This is a genomic window from Promicromonospora noduliphila (assembly GCF_056951025.1).
On the sequence record NZ_CM167806.1, the window covers coordinates 3,327,637 to 3,343,273 of the forward strand.

The window sequence follows — 15,637 nt, forward strand, 5'->3', positions numbered from 1 at the left end:
AGCCAGCGCGCCTTGGGCGAGGACCGGGTAAGTCTACTGGTGAGGTAGGCAACGGCGTCGGCCGTGAGTGAGCGGTACACATTGGGTACACATGACCACCGTCTGAGCCCATCTCCCGCAAGCCCTCGCCAACGCACTGCGACCCCCGGTAGAACCGCGAAGTTCCAACGTTCTCGCGGTGCCCCACCAATTCGGCGGACATCGCGAGACATAGCGGGACAGCCCTCGGGAGAACCGCCGCCTTCAGTACCACCGCCGTCCTCAGTGCCGCGGTGCGAGCTGGGCTCGGTCCCGGGGCCAGCCGTTCCCCGTGCTGCCGTTGGCTGCCCCCGCGTCCCAGGCGCGCGTGACGCCGAGCCGGCGCACCTCGGTGTCGGTCAGGGTCACCCCGTCGGGTCCGATCCACCGCTCGGGCCCGAAGTGGTCGTCGGTGGCGGCCTCCCAGCGGCGCATGAACGGGGTGCCGCTCTGGGTGATGACCACCGACCCGTACGTCGTGGGCAGCGGCTCGGCCGGCAGGTGGATGAGGGTGAAGGTACCGACGAGGTCGGACGCGCCGACGGTGGCGACGCTGTACCAGTTGCCGTCGACGTCCCGCTGGATGGCGTACCCACTGGCGTCGAGCACGATGGCGAGGTGCGGCAGGTCGGCGTCGCGCAGATCCTGGCTGGTCCGGTAGACGGTGCCGACCTGTGCTTCCTGGGTCATCGAGGGAGCTCCTTGACGTCGAGTCGGTGGCATCCACCCATCAAAGCGGATTTGTCAGGATTCGGCTGGCTTAGCGGTCCCCATTGCCCTCGCGGACGGTTCATTTGCCTCGCGGACGGTTCAGCGGACGGCCGCCATGGCGCGGTCCAGGATCGCGGGGAGCGCCTTCGGGTCGTCGCTCGCGGTCCATGCGGTGAGCGCCGCCTCCACGCAGCCGAGCGCCGCGCCGATCACCGCGTCGGCCCGCGGGTCGACGGCGTCCGCCGGGTCGGCGCCGAGGCGGCGGGCGATCTCGGGCCGGAGCAGCTCGTGCCAGCGGCCGTTCTTCTCCCGGTGCCGGGCGAGCAGCGTGGGCGTGGTCACCATCAGGCGGGTCAGGCGCCTGGTGCGCTCGTCGTCGGCCGCGTACTTCTCGATCAGCGGGTCGAGCGCCCTGCGCATGGCGGTCCAGGGCGTCTCGCCGTCCGGCCGGGCGGCTAGCGCCTCGCGCAGGACCTCGCCGGAGCCTGCCGTGTCGCCGAACAGCGCGTCCTCCTTCGAGGGGAAGTAGCGGAAGAAGGTGCTCCGGGAGATCTCGGCGGCCGCGCAGATGTCGTCCACCGTCGTCTGCTCGTAGCCCCGCTCCAGCATCAGGTCGCCGGCGATCGTGGCCACCTCGACACGCATCGCCTGGCGAGCGCGCGCCCGCGCACCCGTCACGTTGTTCGGACTCACCCTCGCACGGTACTACACACCACTCCTGGTACTGTGTCCCACGTTCGGCACCGAGTTCCCAGATGGGGCGAGCCAGGAGGAACAGATGAGCGAGAAGAAGACCGTCGTCGTCACCGGAGCGAGCGACGGCATCGGCGCGGCGGCGGCGCGGCGCCTGCACGCGAGCGGCCACACCGTCGTCGTGGTGGGCCGGTCGCCCGAGAAGACGAGCGCGGTCGCCGACGAGCTCGGCGTCACGGGCCACGTCGCCGACTTCACCCGGCTCGACGACGTCGAACGGCTGGCCGGCGAGCTCCGTACCGCCTACCCGCGCATCGACGTCCTGGCGAACAACGCCGGCGGGGTGTTCGGCGAGCGGACCACCACGGCGGACGGGTTCGAGAAGACCTTCCAGGTCAACCACCTCGCGCCGTTCCTTCTGACGCGCCTGCTCCTGGACGTCCTCGTCGCCTCGCGCGCGTCCGTGCTGCAGACCTCCAGCACCGTCCGGTTCGCCGGCACGATCGACCTGGACGACCTCGACCACGAGCGCAACTACGAGCCGGCGCGCGTCTACAGCGCCGCGAAGCTGGAGAACATCCTGTTCACCACCGAGCTCCACCGGCGCTACCACGCGGCGGGCCTCTCCACGGCGTCGTTCTACCCCGGCAACGTCCTGACGAACTTCGCCTCGGAGACCACCAACCCGGTCATGCGCGCCGTCCGCTTCCTCGGTACCCGGACGCCGCTCGGCCCCGTCCTGCTCTCCACCCCCGACCAGGGCGCCGACCAGATCGTGTGGCTCGCCGAAGGGGTCCCGGGGACCGACTGGCAGTCCGGCACCTACTACTACCGGCGCAAGGCCACCACGCCGCGCAACGCGCAGGCGCTCGACGCGGACCTCGCCCGCCGGTTCTGGGACCGCTCCGAACAGCTCCTCGCGGGCCGGCTGCCTGACCGCTCCGCCCGGTCCTAGGTCGCCTCCCGAGTTGCGCCGGACCGCTCCGGTGCCGACGGGGTCTTCATGCTTTCCTTCCGGTGGGTTGTCCCCTCACTGTTCACCGGCCCGCACGGGCCGCACAACGGCGATCCGGCCACGTTGAGCCTGGATCTGGCCAGCGGCCCGGCGGCCTATTCTTGGCCCGTGATGACGGCGGTCGTGCTGGCGCTCCCTGACGTGAACCCGTTCGATCTGGCCACGCCGCTGGAGGCCCTCGGCCGGGTGCGCCTGCCGGACGACCGCCCGGGATACCGGATGGTCGTCGCCGGCTCCGAGCCGTCGGTGCAGGCGGGCCAGGTGCGGCTTGCGGTCGACAGCGGGCTGGACGAGGTCGAGCGGGCCGACCTCGTCCTGGTACCCGGCCGAAACGACCCCTTCCGGCCGTCGCCGCCCGAGGTGCTGGCCGCCCTCCGGGCCGCAGCCGAGCGCGGGACCCAGGTCGCGTCGCTGTGCGTCGGGGCGTTCACGCTGGCCGAGACGGGGCTCCTCGACGGCAGGGACGCCACGACGCACTGGCGTGCGACGGACGAGCTCGCCCGCCGGTATCCCGCCGTCCGCGTGGACCCCGACGTGCTCTACACGGACAACGGGAGCGTCCTGACGTCGGCGGGCGCCGCGTCGGGCCTCGACCTGTGCCTGCACATCGTCCAGCGGGACTACGGCACGGCCGTCGCGGCGGACGCCGCCCGGCTCGCCGTCGCCCCGCTGCACCGGTCGGGCGGTCAGGCGCAGTACATCCTGCGCAACCGGCCCACCCTCCAGACCTCGACCCTGGAGCGTGTGCTCGCGTGGATCGAGGTCAACGCGCACGAGCACCTGACGCTGGCGGACATCGCCGCGGCCGCGCGGATGAGCGTGCGCACCCTGAGCCGCCGGTTCAACGACGAGACCGGGCAGAGCCCGATGCAGTGGGTGGCCGGGGTGCGCATCCGCCACGCGCAGGAGCTGCTCGAGACGACCGACCACACGGTGGAGCGGATCGCGAGCCGGGTCGGGTTCTCCACGGTGAGCAACTTCCGGTCCCAGTTCGGCCAGGTGCTCGGCGTCACCCCTGGCGCCTACCGGAGGGTGTTCCGCCGGCGCGGCGCGGAGAAGTGAGGACGCCCAGGTTCAGGGCTGCACGGCGCCGTCGCCGGTCAGCGACCAGCTCGCCAGCAGGCTCAGCGCCCGTGCCGACGGCGAGCCCGCCTCGGTCGAGTAGACGTACAGCGTCGTGTCGGCGTCGCCCGGGAGGGTCAGCGTCTCGTACTCGACGGTGAGGTCCCCGACGATCGGGTGGCGCAGCCGCTTGGAGCCGTACGTGCGCTGGTTGACCCGGTGCTCGTCCCACCACCTGCCGAACTCGGGGCTGGACTCCCGCAGCTCGGCGATCAGCTCGGCCGTCGCGCGGTCGGCCGGGTCGTTGCCCGCCTCCAGGCGCAGGTTCTCCACGGCGGTGCGAGCCTGCTCCTCCCAGTCGACGAACAGCTCCCGCGCGCTCTCGTCGAGGAGCATCCAGCGCGCGTAGTTGCGCTGCGCGGCGGGGAACCGCTCGAAGTCGGTGAAGAGCGCTTTGCCCAGGCGGTTCTGCGCGAGCACGTCGGTGCGGCGCCCGAGCACCAGCGCCGGCATGCCGTCGAGCGCGTCGAGCATCTGGTACAGGCCGGGCCGGACGCGCTGCACCGGCCGCGTACGCGGCAGCGGGGTCGTGGTGCCCAGCCCGATCAGGTCGGCGAGATGGGCGCGCCCCGCCTCGTCCAGGCCGAGCGCGCGTCCGACGGCGTCCACCACCGACGGGGACGGCACGATGCGCCGGCCCTGTTCGAGGCGTGCGTAGTAGTCGGTCGACACGCCGGCCAGGAACGCGACCTCCTCGCGGCGCAGGCCGGGTACCCGGCGCACCCGGCCGTCCGCCGGCAGGCCGGCTCGCGACGCGTCGCACTGGCTGCGGGCCCGGCGCAGGAAGTCCGCCAGCTCGGTGTTCTTCTTGTCCACCATGCCTCCATTGTGGCCACCCCCGTCCGGGCCCGCCGGGCGCAACCAGGACCTCCGAGTCCTAGTCAGTGCCGACCCAGGACGGAGGAGGCAAGCTATGGCGCCCCACGGCCGTCCTCCGGGCGGGAACGTTGAGGTACCGGCACGCCGTGTCGGCTCGACACTCCCAAGGAGACCATCATGACGTACCCCACCGACCGTCCCGCCACCTGGTTCGTCACCGGCGCTTCGCGCGGCCTCGGGCTCGAGCTCGTCCAGCAGCTCCTCGAGCGCGGCGACAACGTCGCTGCCACCACCCGCTCCGTCGAGCGGCTGACCGACGCCCTTGCCGGCACCGACACGACCCGCCTGCTCCCCCTGTCGGTCGACCTCGCCGACCAGGACCAGGTGACGCAGGCCGTCACGAGCACCAAGGAGCGCTTCGGCAGCCTCGACGTGGTCGTGAACAACGCCGGCTACGGCTACCTCGCCGCCGTCGAGGAGGTCTCGGACGCCGACGCACGCGCGATGTTCGACGTCCAGGTCTTCGGCGTCTGGAACGTGCTGCGCGCGGTGCTGCCGGGCTTCCGCGAGAACGGCAGCGGCCACATCATCAACGTGTCCTCCATCGTCGGGCTGCTCCCCTTCCCGGGCTGGAGCCTGTACGGCGCCGGCAAGTTCGCCCTCGAGGCGATCTCGGAGTCGCTGGCCGCCGAGGTCGCGGGCCACGGCATCAAGGTGAACACCATCGAGCCCGGCTACATGCGCACCGACTTCCTGCGCCCGGTCTCGCTCGGCCTTCCGACGTCGACCAGCGACGCCTACCCGGCCATCCGCGAGATGGTCGAGCAGCACCTGAACATGCCGGGCACCCAGCTCGGCGACCCGGCCAAGGCTGCCACGGCGATCATCACCGTCGCGACCACCGGTGACGCTCCGCTGCACCAGCTCCTCGGCTCGGACTCCCTGTCGCTGGGCGCCGCACGCGTCCAGGCGCTGACGGCGGACTTCGAGGCCGCGCGCGGCCTCGCCGTCACCACCGACATCCCCGCGGACGAGCCCGCCACGGTCTGAGCGGGTCCCGGCGGTCCGTTCCGTACGTCATCGGGTTCCGGCCTGGTCGGCAGACCAGGCCGGAACTCTGGCGTGCCAGTACGGAGCAGCGCCGTCGGGACAAACCGGACAGAAGAAATTCACCCACAGGTGGGCGCGCCGTCGGGTCGAAGTCGGCTGGGCGGGCAAGAATTCCCCTCGGTATTCCCAACCGAGAGGTAGGTCAGCGTGTCCGAGAAGAAAAGCATCGTGTCCGGCCTGGTCAGCATGCTCGTCATCCTGGCGACCATGGTCGGCTTCAGCGTCGCCAGCGTCTCCGTCGCCCCCGCGGCCGAGGCGACCGTCTACAGCTCGTGCACGCACAGCGGCTGCGCGGAGGCGTACTCCTCGAACTCCATCTGGAGGTCCATGGGCTACCCGAGCACGCGCGGCTGGTACGACTGGCCGAACGGCCAGTGCAACTTCGCGGGCGGCGTGCACCGCAACGCCGAGGGCCAGCTCCCCGCCGGCCACTCCTACCTCGAGTTCGACGTGACGCCGCGCGCCTGCGGTGCCGCACGCCAGTCCTACCGGCTCGTCCTGGACCGCACCACCGGCGTGGTCTACTTCTCGCCCAACCACTACGGCGACTTCTACCGGATGTGACCCGGTCCCGTGCGCCGCGTCCGGCCCTGGCAAAGGCCGGGTGCGGCGCACGGGTCCGGCCCGGAGCAGGACGGATAGCCTCGAACCATGACTCGTGACCTCCCCGTGCTCATCGTCGACGGGACGCGGTTCAGCGACCTCGACGGCTTCGCCCGCGAGTTCTCCCGGCTGCTGACCGGGTACACCTGGCGTGGAAACCTCGACGCCCTCGACGACGTGCTCCGCGGCGGGTACGGGACGCCGGCGGACGGCTGGGTGCTGCGGTGGGTCGACTCCGAGACGTCCCGGGCGGCCCTCGGCCACCCCGAGACGGCCCGGCGGCTGGAGCGGCTCCTGCCCACCGTCGACCCGTCCAACCGCGCGGCCTTCGCGGCGCGGCTCGACGACGCGCGCCGCGGCGAGGGCCCGACGCTGTTCGACGAGATCGTCGCCATCATCCGCGACCACGGCCCCGGCGGCCAGCAGTCGGCGGACGGCGTCCTCCTCGAGCTGAGCTGAGGCCGGACGGCGAGAGGACCAGGCGGCACGCCGTCAGCTCTCGCTGGAGGCCATCTCCTGGATCCCGATGGCGGCCAGGAGCTCAAGCTTGCTCCTGGCCTCCGCGTCGCGGGGCGTGTCCACCACGATGCGGAGGTCCGTGCCCTGCGTGGTGAGCACGTTGGACTCGACGGCGATGTCCCCCACGTCCGGGTGCACGACGATCTTCCGTGCGCCCTGATGGTCGCCCACCGACCGCAGCTCCCACAGCTCGCGGAACCTCGGGAGGCGGCCGAGCCGTGCGACCAGCGCCCGGACGTCGGAATCGTTCGGGTACCGGCTCGTGGTGGCGCGCAGGTCGGCCACCAGCGAAGCCTCGAACGCGTCCCGCTCGGCGGGGGTCTGCCGCAGACGGTTCTCGTGGTTCTCGAACTGGAAGAGCAGGGCGTTGCGCCCGTCGTCGCTCAGCCGGGACGGATCGCCGAAGGTCGCCGCGAACAGCGGGTTCCAGTGCAGAAGCTGCCAGCTCGCGTCGCACACCGCCACCGGGCTGCCGGTGAGCTGCTCGACGATCCGGTGCACGCTGGCGGGCACCAGCCGCGGGACCCGGTCCGGGTCGGCGGCGTGGCCTGCCAGGCGCAGCAGGTGGGCCTGCTCGTCGTCGGAGAGCTGCAGCGCGCGGGCGAGCGCCGAGCACACCTGCGCCGACGGCGTCGTCGCCCGGCCCTGCTCCAGCCGCACCACGTACTCGACGGAGATGCCGGCGAGCTGCGCCAGCTCGCTGCGCCGCAGGCCGGCGACCCGGCGCGGGGAATGGTGCGGCAGGCCCACGGCGCCCGGGGACAGCCGGTCGCGCCAGGCCCGCAGTGCGACGCCGAGCTCTTCCATGGGCACCATCCTCCTGCACCACGGTCACTGCGTCGTGGTACCGGCTGTACCAGGAAGAACCGTGGCTCCCCGGGGCACGGCGCCCGGCTCACGATCGAGCCATGGACATCTTCCTCACCGGCGGCAGCGGATTCGTCGGACAGCACATCATCAGCCGTTTGGTCGAGGGCGGGCACACGGTGCGGGCGCTGGCCCGTAGTGCGGAGTCGGCGCGGCGCGTGGAGCAGGCCGGGGCGAGCGCCGTCCTCGGCGACCTGGCCGACCTGCGCCGTCCGGACGACGGCGGACCCGCGGCGCGGACCGCGGACTGGCTGACCGCCCTGGACGGGTGCGACGGCGTGATCCACGCGGCGGCCCGCATGGCGTTCTGGGGGTCGGACGCCGGCTTCGAGCGCGACAACCACTGGCCCACCGTCGCCCTGTTCAGAGCCGCGGCCTCCGCCGGCGTCAAGCGGTTCGTGCTGATCAGCGCCGCCGCCGTGTCGACGGACCGGCGCGGCGAGCCGGCTCACGTCTCCGAGACGACACCGACAGGGCGCCCGATCATCGCCTACGGCAGGGTCAAGCTCGCGACCGAACGGGCCCTGGCCGACCTCGCGACGCCCGGCATGTCGCTGGTCATCCTGCGCCCGCCACTCGTCTGGGGCCCGGGGATGACCACGCTGACCGAGGCGGCCAAGGCGGCCGCCGCCGGGCGGTTCGCCTGGATCGACGGCGGGCGGCACGTCATCGACTTCGTCCACGTGGACAACCTGACCGCCGCCACGACCGCCGCACTGACCCGCGGCACCGACCGGGGCGTCTACTACGTGACCGACGGCTCCCCGATGCCGATCCGGGACCTCTTCACGCCGGTGCTCAGGATCGCGGGCGCCGACGTCAGCGGTGCGCGCAGCGTGCCGTCCGCCGTCGCCGCGCCGGTCGCCGCGACCCTGGAGGCGGTGTGGCGGCTGCTGCGCCGTCCCACCGCACCACCGCTCGACCGGTGGCTGGTCGCGTTCATGGGGCGCGACCGCAGCTATGACATCACCCGGGCGCGCGTCGACCTGGGCTACCGGCCCGGCGTGACGGTCGCCGCCGGCCTGGACGAGCTGCGGGCGGGCGCCCGGTAGGCGGCGCCGCGCCGGCCGCAGGTCATCCGGCGTCCGGCCTGGTCAGCAGGCCAGGCCGGACGCCGCCTGACCGTCAGACGTTGAACCCCAGCATCCGCAGCTGCTCCCTGCCGTCGTCCGTGATCTTCTCCGGACCCCACGGCGGCATCCAGACCCAGTTCACCCGGAACCCGTCCACGATGCCCTCGAGCGCTGTCGCGCTCTGGTCCTCGATCACGTCCGTCAGCGGGCAGGCCGCCGACGTGAGCGTCATGTCGATCGTCGCGTGGTTGTTCTGGTCCACCTGGATGCCGTAGATCAGGCCCAGGTCCACGACGTTGATGCCCAGCTCGGGGTCGATCACGTCGCGCATGGCCTCCTCGACGTCCACCACTGTGGTGGGCGACGGGCCGGCTCCCTGCGCGGAAGCAGCCTGGGCCTCGTCCTGGCCGACGTCGGTGCTCGCCTCGGTCATCGCTCTCTCCTCAGCTCGTGGCCAGCGCGCCGCTGCGCGCCAGCGAGTCCTTGAGCGCCGCCCAGCCGAGCAGCGCGCACTTGATCCGGGCGGGGTACTGCGACACGCCCGTGAAGGCGGTCGCGTCGCCGAGGGCGTCCTCCGCCTCGTCGTCGTCCAGGCCCTTGCCGCGGGACGACATCAGGTCGTGGAACAGGGCGTCGAGCCGGGCCACCTCGGCGAGGGACACGCCCTCGACCAGCGACGCCATGACGGACACGGACGCCTGCGAGATCGAGCACCCCTGCCCCTCCCAGGAGACGCCGCCCACCGCGCCGTCCGGCGTGACGTCGACCCGGAGGGTCACCTCGTCGCCGCACGTCGGGTTGACCTGGTGCGACTCGCCGGCGACGTGTCCGTCGGCCGCCGCGAAGTCGACGAGCCCCCGGCCCACCGGGTGCTTCGCGTGGTCCAGGATCACCTGCTGGTACATCTGCTCGAGCGTGCTCACGACGCTGCCTCTCTAGATCTTCCGAACAGTCTCGCCGAAGCTACGACCGAGAGATGATGAGTCTCTTGTTTCATGACTCACTCTGCTCCGAAGAACGCGCGGACCCCCGTCAACGCTTCCCGGAACGCGGCGACCTCTTCGACGGTGGTGTAGACCGACGCCGACGCGCGCGCCGTCGCCGCCACGCCGAACCGGCGGTGCAGCGGCTGCGCGCAGTGGTGGCCTACCCGCACGGCGATGCCCTTGTCGTCGAGCACCTGGCCGACGTCGTGCGCGTGTACGCCCTCGACCACGAACGAGACCACGGCGAGCCGGTCGGCGGTGTCGAGCGGGCCGATCACCCGGACGCCCGGGATGTCGGCGATCTTCAGCAGCTCGGCGGCGAGCTCGGACTCGTGCCGGGCGACGCCGGCCATGCCGAGCTCGCCGAGGTACTGCGCGGCACAGCCCATGCCCACGGCCTGGGCCACCATCTGGGTGCCGGCCTCGAAGCGCTGCGGCGGCGGCGCGTAGGTGGTCGCCTCCATGGTCACGACCTCGACCATGGACCCGCCGGTCACCGTCGGCGGCATGGCCTCCAGCAGCTCGCGCCGCCCGTACAGGGCGCCGACGCCGGTGGGGCCGAGCATCTTGTGCCCGCTGAACGCCGCGAAGTCGACGCCGAGCTCATGGAAGTTCACGGGCATGTTCGGGACGGACTGGCAGGCGTCGAGCACGGTGAGCGCCCCGACCCGGCGGGCCGCCGCCACGAGAGTGGCCACGGGCGCGATCGCGCCGGTCACGTTCGACACGTGCCCGAAGGCCAGCACCTTGGTGCGCTCGGTGACGATGGCGTCGAGGTCCGACAGGTCGAGCCTGCCGTCGTCGGCCACGGGGATCCAGCGCAGGACGGCGCCGGTGCGGGCGCACAGCTCCTGCCACGGGACGAGGTTGGCGTGGTGCTCCGCCTCGGTGACCACTATCTCGTCGCCCGGCGCGAGCCGGAACGGCGCGGCGGCCTCGCCCCCGCGGCCTAGGGTCGCGTTGGAGAAGGCGTAGGCCACCACGTTGATCGCGGCCGTGGCGCCGGGCTGCCAGACGATCTCGCCGTCGTCCGCGCCGACGAACGCGGCGACGGCCGCGCGCGCCTGCTCGAACGCCTCGGTGGCCTGCTCGGCGAGGTAGTGCGCACCGCGGTGGACGGCGGCGTTGCGCTGCTCGTAGAAGTCCACCTCGGTGTCCAGCACCACCTGGGGTTTCTGGGACGTCGCGGCCGAGTCCAGGTACACGAGGGGTTGACCGCCCCGCACCGTACGTTCGAGCAGCGGGAAGTCCGCGCGGACGGCGGCCAGCTCGGTCACCGAGAGCGAGCCGGTCTGCGCGGACGACGGCGCCGGAGCGCCCGGTCGCACGGTTGCGGTGGTGGTCATCATGTCCCCTCGAGGTGCCTCAGCGGTCGGTCAGGCCGTGGCCGTCGCGCTCGCGCCGATGTACTTGTCGTAACCCTCTTCCTCGAGGCGGTCGGCCAGCTCGGAGCCGCCCTCCTCCGCGATCTTGCCGTCCACGAAGACGTGCACGAAGTCGGGCTTGATGTAGCGCAGGATGCGCGTGTAGTGGGTGATGAGCAGGATGCCGACGTCGGTGTTCTGCTTGGCCCGGTTCACGCCCTCCGACACGATGCGCAGCGCGTCGACGTCGAGGCCGGAGTCGGTCTCGTCGAGGATCGCGAAGCGGGGCTTGAAGAGCTCCATCTGCAGGATCTCGTGGCGCTTCTTCTCGCCGCCGGAGAAGCCCTCGTTCACGGAGCGCTCGGCGAAGGCCGGGTCCATGCGCAGGTTCTCCATCGCGCCCTTGACCTCCTTGCCCCAGGTCCGCAGGGCGGGGGCCGTGCCGTCGATGGCGGTCTTGGCGGTGCGCAGGAAGTTCGCGACCGACACGCCGGAGACCTCGACGGGGTACTGCATGGCGAGGAACAGGCCGGCGCGGGCGCGCTGGTCGACGGTCATCTCCAGCAGGTCCTCGCCGTCGAGCGTGACGGTGCCGGAGGTGACGGTGTACTTGGGGTGGCCGGCGAGCGCCGAGGCCAGGGTGGACTTGCCCGAGCCGTTGGGGCCCATGATCGCGTGGGTCTCACCGCTGGCGATGGTCAGGTCGACACCGCGCAGGATCGGCTTGGGGCCTTCCTTGGTCTCGACGCTGACGTGCAGGTCGCGGATCTCGAGGGTGGGCATATCGGTTTACTCCAGGGTTGCGGAAAGTCAGGGGTTCAGGAGACGGGGACGGTCACGTCGATGTCGACGAGCACCTTGTCGCCGTCGATCGTCACGGGGTAGACGGGCACCGGGCGGATGGCCGGGAGCTGGACGGGCTGGCCGGTGCGCAGGTCGAACTGCGAGCCGTGCAGCCAGCACTCCACCAGGCAGCCCTCGATCTCGCCCTCGGACAGTGAGACCGCGCCGTGCGAGCAGACGTCGGAGATGGCGTGGAAGGTGCCGTCGGCGTCGCGCGCGACCGCTACCGGGACCGGGGCGCCGTCGGCGCCGTCGAGCTCCACGAGCATCGCCTCCTCCGGTGCCAGGTCGTCGGTCATGCAGGCAAGCTGTGCGGTCATGCGGCCGGTGCCCCGGTGATCACGCTCATGGACTTCTCCAGCTCGGCCTCGATGGAGGCCAGCAGGCGCTCCTCGACCGACGGGACGCCGATCTCGTGGATGAGCTCGGCGAAGAAGCCGCGCACGACCAGGCGCCGGGCCTCGATCTCGGGGATGCCGCGGGCCTGGAGGTAGAAGAGCTGCTCGTCGTCGAACCGGCCGGTGGCGCTGGCGTGGCCCGCGCCGGCGATCTCGCCGGTCTCGATCTCCAGGTTCGGCACCGAGTCGGCGCGCGCGCCGTCGGTGAGGACCAGGTTGCGGTTGAGCTCGTAGGTGTCGGTGTTCTCGGCGTTCGCGCGGATCAGCACGTCGCCCACCCAGACGGTGTGCGCGCCGGAGCCCTGGAGGGCGCCCTTGTAGGTCACGCGGGACTTGCAGTCCGGCACCGCGTGGTCCACGAAGAGGCGGTGCTCCTGGTGCTGGTCGGTGTCCGCGAAGTAGAGGCCCACCATCTCGACCTCACCGCCCTCTGCGGTGAACTCGGCGTCCGGCGTGATGCGCACGACGTCGCCGCCGAAGGTCACCACGACGTGCTTGAGCTTGGCGTCGCGGCCCAGGCGGGCGCGGTGTGATGAGGCGTGCACGGCGCCGTCGGCCCAGTCCTGGACGCTGACGACGGTGAGGTGCGCGCCGTCCTCGACCACGATCTCGACGGTCTCGGCCAGGGAGCCGACGCCGTTGTGGTCGATGACCACGACGGCCTCGGCGTGCCGCTCGGCGCGGACCAGCACGTGGGCGGCGGTCGCGTCGGTGGACACGCCCTCCAGCCGCACGGAGGTGACGTCGGAGGCCACGAGCTCCGCCGGGATGGTCACGATCGTGGCCTGCTCGAAGGCGTTCCACGCGGTGACGGCCGTCCGGTCGCCGGGCTTGCCCGCGGTGCCGAGGCGGGCGTCGTCGCGCCCGACGGTCTCGACGGTCACGCCGGGGGCCGCGGTCGCCTGGACCGTGACGCCCGAGGCGCCAAGGTCCGCCTGGAACAGCGGCTGGAGGCGGTCGGCCGGGGAGAAGCGCCACTCCTCCTCGCGGCCGTGCGGCACGGGGATGTCGTCAAGGGAGAAGGACGTGCGGCGCTCGGCTCGCGAGCCTTCCGGCTTGACGGCGCCGTGGGAGTGGGCATGGTCGGTGACGGCGCGCGAGTGGTCGGTCGTCATCTCAGTGGTAGCAGCGGTCATGTCAGCCGACGGACCCTTCCATCTGCAGCTCGATGAGGCGGTTGAGCTCGAGTGCGTACTCCATGGGCAGCTCGCGCGCGATGGGCTCGACGAACCCGCGCACGATCATGGCCATGGCCTCGGTCTCCTCCATGCCTCGGGACATGAGGTAGAACAGCTGGTCCTCGCTCACCCGCGAGACCGTGGCCTCGTGCCCCATGGACACGTCGTCCTCGCGGACGTCCACGTACGGGTAGGTGTCGCTGCGGGAGATCTGGTCCACCAGCAGCGCGTCGCAGAGGACGTTGGACGCGGAGTGGGAGGCGCCTTCCAGCACCTGCACCAGGCCGCGGTAGGACGTGCGGCCGCCGCCGCGCGCCACGGACTTGCTGACGATCGACGACGATGTGTTGGGCGCCGCGTGCACCATCTTGGCACCGGCGTCCTGGTGCTGGCCCTCGCCCGCGAAGGCGATGGACAGCGTCTCGCCGCGGGCGTGCTCGCCCAGCAGGTAGATCGCCGGGTACTTCATGGTGACCTTGGAGCCGATGTTGCCGTCGACCCACTCCATGGTGGCGCCCTCGGCCGCGGTGGCCCGCTTGGTGACCAGGTTGTACACGTTGTTCGACCAGTTCTGGATCGTCGTGTAGCGCACGCGGGCGTTCTTCTTGACGACGATCTCGACCACCGCGGAGTGCAGCGAGTCCGAGCTGTAGATCGGCGCCGTGCAGCCCTCGACGTAGTGCACGTACGAGCCCTCGTCGGCGATGATCAGCGTGCGCTCGAACTGGCCCATGTTCTCGGTGTTGATCCGGAAGTAGGCCTGCAGCGGGATCTCCACGTGCACGCCCGGCGGCACGTAGACGAACGAGCCGCCCGACCACACGGCCGAGTTCAGCGCGGCGAACTTGTTGTCGCCGGCCGGGATGACCGTGCCGAAGTACTCCTGGAACAGCTCCGGGTAGTCGCGCAGGCCCGTATCGGTGTCGACGAAGATGACGCCCTGCTCCTCCAGGTCCTCGCGGATCTGGTGGTAGACGACCTCGGACTCGTACTGGGCAGCGACACCCGCGACGAGGCGCTGCTTCTCGGCCTCCGGGATGCCGAGCTTGTCGTACGTGGCCTTGATGTCCTCGGGCAGCTCCTCCCACGAGGAGGCCTGCTTCTCCGTGGAGCGCACGAAGTACTTGATCTTGTCGAAGTCGATGCCCGACAGGTCGGAGCCCCAGCTCGGCATGGGCTTCTTGCCGAACAGGCGCAGCGCCTTGAGGCGCTGCTTGGTCATCCACTCGGGTTCGTTCTTCAGCGCCGAGATGTTGCGGACCACGTCCTCGTTCAGGCCACGCTGCGCGGCGGCGCCGGCCACGTCGCTGTCGTGCCATCCGTACTCGTACGCGCCGATGCTGGCGATGATCTCGTCGTCGGAGCGCTGCTCTGGCGCTTGCGTTTCTGCGCTCATCACTTTCCTTCGGTGGGGGTCGTCGCGGGGAAGGGTCTCGGGGCGCCGACGCCCGGCTGGGCGGTGGCGCTCACAGGGATGTTCGTGGTGCAGGCGTGTGCGCCGCCCGCGATGGTCGCGAGGCGCTGCACGTGGGAGCCCAGCAGCTCGCTGAACGCGCGGGCCTCCTGCTCGCACAGCTCGGGGAACTCCTCGGCCACGTGCTGGACCGGGCAGTGCCCCTGGCAGAGCTGGACGGCGGGGGCCACGACACCGGCCCCCGGCCCGGTCAGGGGCGTCGGCACGGGTCGCACGGAGGCGGCGTACCCGTCGGCCGACAGAAGCTGGACGAGCTGGGCGGCCCGGCCCTCGGCGTCGGCGGCGGTGAGGTGCGGCGCGTAGCTGCGGGCGACGGCGTCGAACCGGTCCTTGGCGAAGCCCGCCACGGCCTCGCTGCCGCCCGTCTGCTTGAGGAAGCGCAGCACCTGCCTGGCGATCTCCTGATAGCCGCCCGCCAGCTCGGACTGGCCGCCGCTCGTGACGACGTACCGCCGCGCGGGGCGCCCGCGCCGGGGGGTGCCCGACGGCGTGGCCTCGTGGACGGTGATCTTGCCGTCCTCCTCCAGGAGGGTCAGATGGCGGCGCACCGCCGGGGCGGTCAGCTCCAGGACGTCCGCGAGCGCGCCCGCCGTGACCGGGCCGCGGGAGGCGACGAGCTCGAGCACGCGCCGTCGCGTGGTGCCGTCGGTCTCGTGGCTCGCCGCGTGTCCCGCCGACGCCTGTACCGGTGCGCTCATCCCGTCACCTCCCTCGTGTCGTCCCAAGGCTCGTTCCGGGGCAGACTTTCACCCCGGTGTGCACGCCCTCACGGGCGCCGATGCTTTTGAGAACATCCTTGTTCCCTAATTCGAGATGCGCAAGGAAGGCGACCCTCAGTTTCGGT

Annotated in this window: 18 protein-coding genes; 6 read left to right on the forward strand and 12 right to left on the reverse strand. The window is 71.6% G+C overall.

What is annotated here, in order from left to right:
- Positions 1–261: 261 nt before the first annotated feature.
- Complete coding sequence (locus AC0QU1_RS14630) at positions 262–708, reverse strand: hypothetical protein (RefSeq protein ID WP_483570264.1); 447 nt, start codon at positions 706–708, stop codon at positions 262–264.
- Between the two features lie 120 nt (positions 709–828).
- Positions 829–1,422, reverse strand: a complete 594-nt coding sequence (locus tag AC0QU1_RS14635; protein ID WP_483570266.1) for a TetR family transcriptional regulator — start codon at positions 1,420–1,422, stop codon at positions 829–831.
- Between the two features lie 85 nt (positions 1,423–1,507).
- Between AC0QU1_RS14635 and AC0QU1_RS14640 the strand changes: the two genes are divergently transcribed.
- Together AC0QU1_RS14640 and AC0QU1_RS14645 are read left to right on the forward strand one after the other, a co-directional pair.
- Positions 1,508–2,377 carry an SDR family NAD(P)-dependent oxidoreductase gene (locus AC0QU1_RS14640; RefSeq protein ID WP_483570268.1) on the forward strand — a complete coding sequence of 290 codons (870 nt, stop codon included), beginning with the start codon at positions 1,508–1,510 and terminating at the stop codon, positions 2,375–2,377.
- A 171-nt stretch (positions 2,378–2,548) separates the two neighbouring features.
- Positions 2,549–3,499: a GlxA family transcriptional regulator gene (locus tag AC0QU1_RS14645; protein ID WP_483576697.1), complete on the forward strand. Its 951-nt coding sequence runs from the start codon at positions 2,549–2,551 to the stop codon at positions 3,497–3,499.
- A gap of 12 nt (positions 3,500–3,511) precedes the next feature.
- Here AC0QU1_RS14645 and AC0QU1_RS14650 read toward each other — a convergent pair whose 3' ends face one another.
- Positions 3,512–4,378 carry a helix-turn-helix transcriptional regulator gene (locus AC0QU1_RS14650; RefSeq protein ID WP_483570270.1) on the reverse strand — a complete coding sequence of 289 codons (867 nt, stop codon included), beginning with the start codon at positions 4,376–4,378 and terminating at the stop codon, positions 3,512–3,514.
- 177 nt (positions 4,379–4,555) lie between these two features.
- On the opposite strand from AC0QU1_RS14650, the gene AC0QU1_RS14655 reads away from it, so the two are divergent.
- The 3 genes from AC0QU1_RS14655 to AC0QU1_RS14665 all read left to right on the forward strand — a co-directional run bounded on the left by AC0QU1_RS14655 (position 4,556) and on the right by AC0QU1_RS14665 (position 6,550).
- Positions 4,556–5,428, forward strand: a complete 873-nt coding sequence (locus AC0QU1_RS14655) for an SDR family NAD(P)-dependent oxidoreductase (protein WP_483570272.1) — start codon at positions 4,556–4,558, stop codon at positions 5,426–5,428.
- A 207-nt stretch (positions 5,429–5,635) separates the two neighbouring features.
- The gene (locus AC0QU1_RS14660; RefSeq protein WP_483570274.1) at positions 5,636–6,052 is read left to right on the forward strand and encodes a ribonuclease domain-containing protein; all 417 of its coding nucleotides are present in this window, start codon (positions 5,636–5,638) and stop codon (positions 6,050–6,052) included.
- 87 nt (positions 6,053–6,139) lie between these two features.
- A complete protein-coding gene (locus AC0QU1_RS14665; RefSeq protein WP_483570276.1) occupies positions 6,140–6,550 on the forward strand; it encodes a barstar family protein in 411 nt (136 codons plus the stop codon).
- A gap of 33 nt (positions 6,551–6,583) precedes the next feature.
- Here AC0QU1_RS14665 and AC0QU1_RS14670 read toward each other — a convergent pair whose 3' ends face one another.
- Positions 6,584–7,417, reverse strand: a complete 834-nt coding sequence (locus tag AC0QU1_RS14670) for a helix-turn-helix domain-containing protein (protein ID WP_483570278.1) — start codon at positions 7,415–7,417, stop codon at positions 6,584–6,586.
- A gap of 101 nt (positions 7,418–7,518) precedes the next feature.
- Here AC0QU1_RS14670 and AC0QU1_RS14675 point away from each other — a divergent pair, with 101 nt between their 5' ends.
- Positions 7,519–8,529, forward strand: coding sequence for an NAD-dependent epimerase/dehydratase family protein (locus AC0QU1_RS14675; protein WP_483570280.1), 1,011 nt, complete (start codon positions 7,519–7,521; stop codon positions 8,527–8,529).
- Positions 8,530–8,602: 73 nt separating this feature from the next.
- On the opposite strand, the gene AC0QU1_RS14680 is transcribed toward AC0QU1_RS14675, so the two are convergent.
- The 8 genes from AC0QU1_RS14680 to AC0QU1_RS14715 form a co-directional block, all read right to left on the reverse strand.
- Complete coding sequence (locus tag AC0QU1_RS14680; RefSeq protein ID WP_483570282.1) at positions 8,603–8,983, reverse strand: metal-sulfur cluster assembly factor; 381 nt, start codon at positions 8,981–8,983, stop codon at positions 8,603–8,605.
- Between the two features lie 10 nt (positions 8,984–8,993).
- Positions 8,994–9,473, reverse strand: a complete 480-nt coding sequence (gene sufU, locus AC0QU1_RS14685; RefSeq protein WP_483570284.1) for a Fe-S cluster assembly sulfur transfer protein SufU — start codon at positions 9,471–9,473, stop codon at positions 8,994–8,996.
- A gap of 77 nt (positions 9,474–9,550) precedes the next feature.
- Positions 9,551–10,882, reverse strand: coding sequence for a cysteine desulfurase (locus AC0QU1_RS14690; protein WP_483570286.1), 1,332 nt, complete (start codon positions 10,880–10,882; stop codon positions 9,551–9,553).
- Positions 10,883–10,912: 30 nt separating this feature from the next.
- Entirely contained in the window at positions 10,913–11,683 is a 771-nt protein-coding gene (sufC, locus tag AC0QU1_RS14695; protein ID WP_483570288.1) for a Fe-S cluster assembly ATPase SufC, read from the reverse strand.
- A gap of 35 nt (positions 11,684–11,718) precedes the next feature.
- On the reverse strand, positions 11,719–12,063 hold the full coding sequence (locus AC0QU1_RS14700; protein ID WP_483570290.1) for a non-heme iron oxygenase ferredoxin subunit: 345 nt from the start codon (positions 12,061–12,063) through the stop codon (positions 11,719–11,721).
- Positions 12,060–13,277, reverse strand: coding sequence for a Fe-S cluster assembly protein SufD (gene sufD, locus AC0QU1_RS14705; protein WP_483570292.1), 1,218 nt, complete (start codon positions 13,275–13,277; stop codon positions 12,060–12,062). The genes AC0QU1_RS14700 and sufD overlap by 4 nt, the downstream gene beginning before the upstream one ends.
- Position 13,278: 1 nt before the next feature.
- Entirely contained in the window at positions 13,279–14,715 is a 1,437-nt protein-coding gene (gene sufB / locus AC0QU1_RS14710; protein ID WP_483570294.1) for a Fe-S cluster assembly protein SufB, read from the reverse strand.
- Positions 14,715–15,491: a helix-turn-helix transcriptional regulator gene (locus AC0QU1_RS14715; RefSeq protein ID WP_483570296.1), complete on the reverse strand. Its 777-nt coding sequence runs from the start codon at positions 15,489–15,491 to the stop codon at positions 14,715–14,717. The genes sufB and AC0QU1_RS14715 overlap by 1 nt, the downstream gene beginning before the upstream one ends.
- Positions 15,492–15,637: the final 146 nt, after the last annotated feature.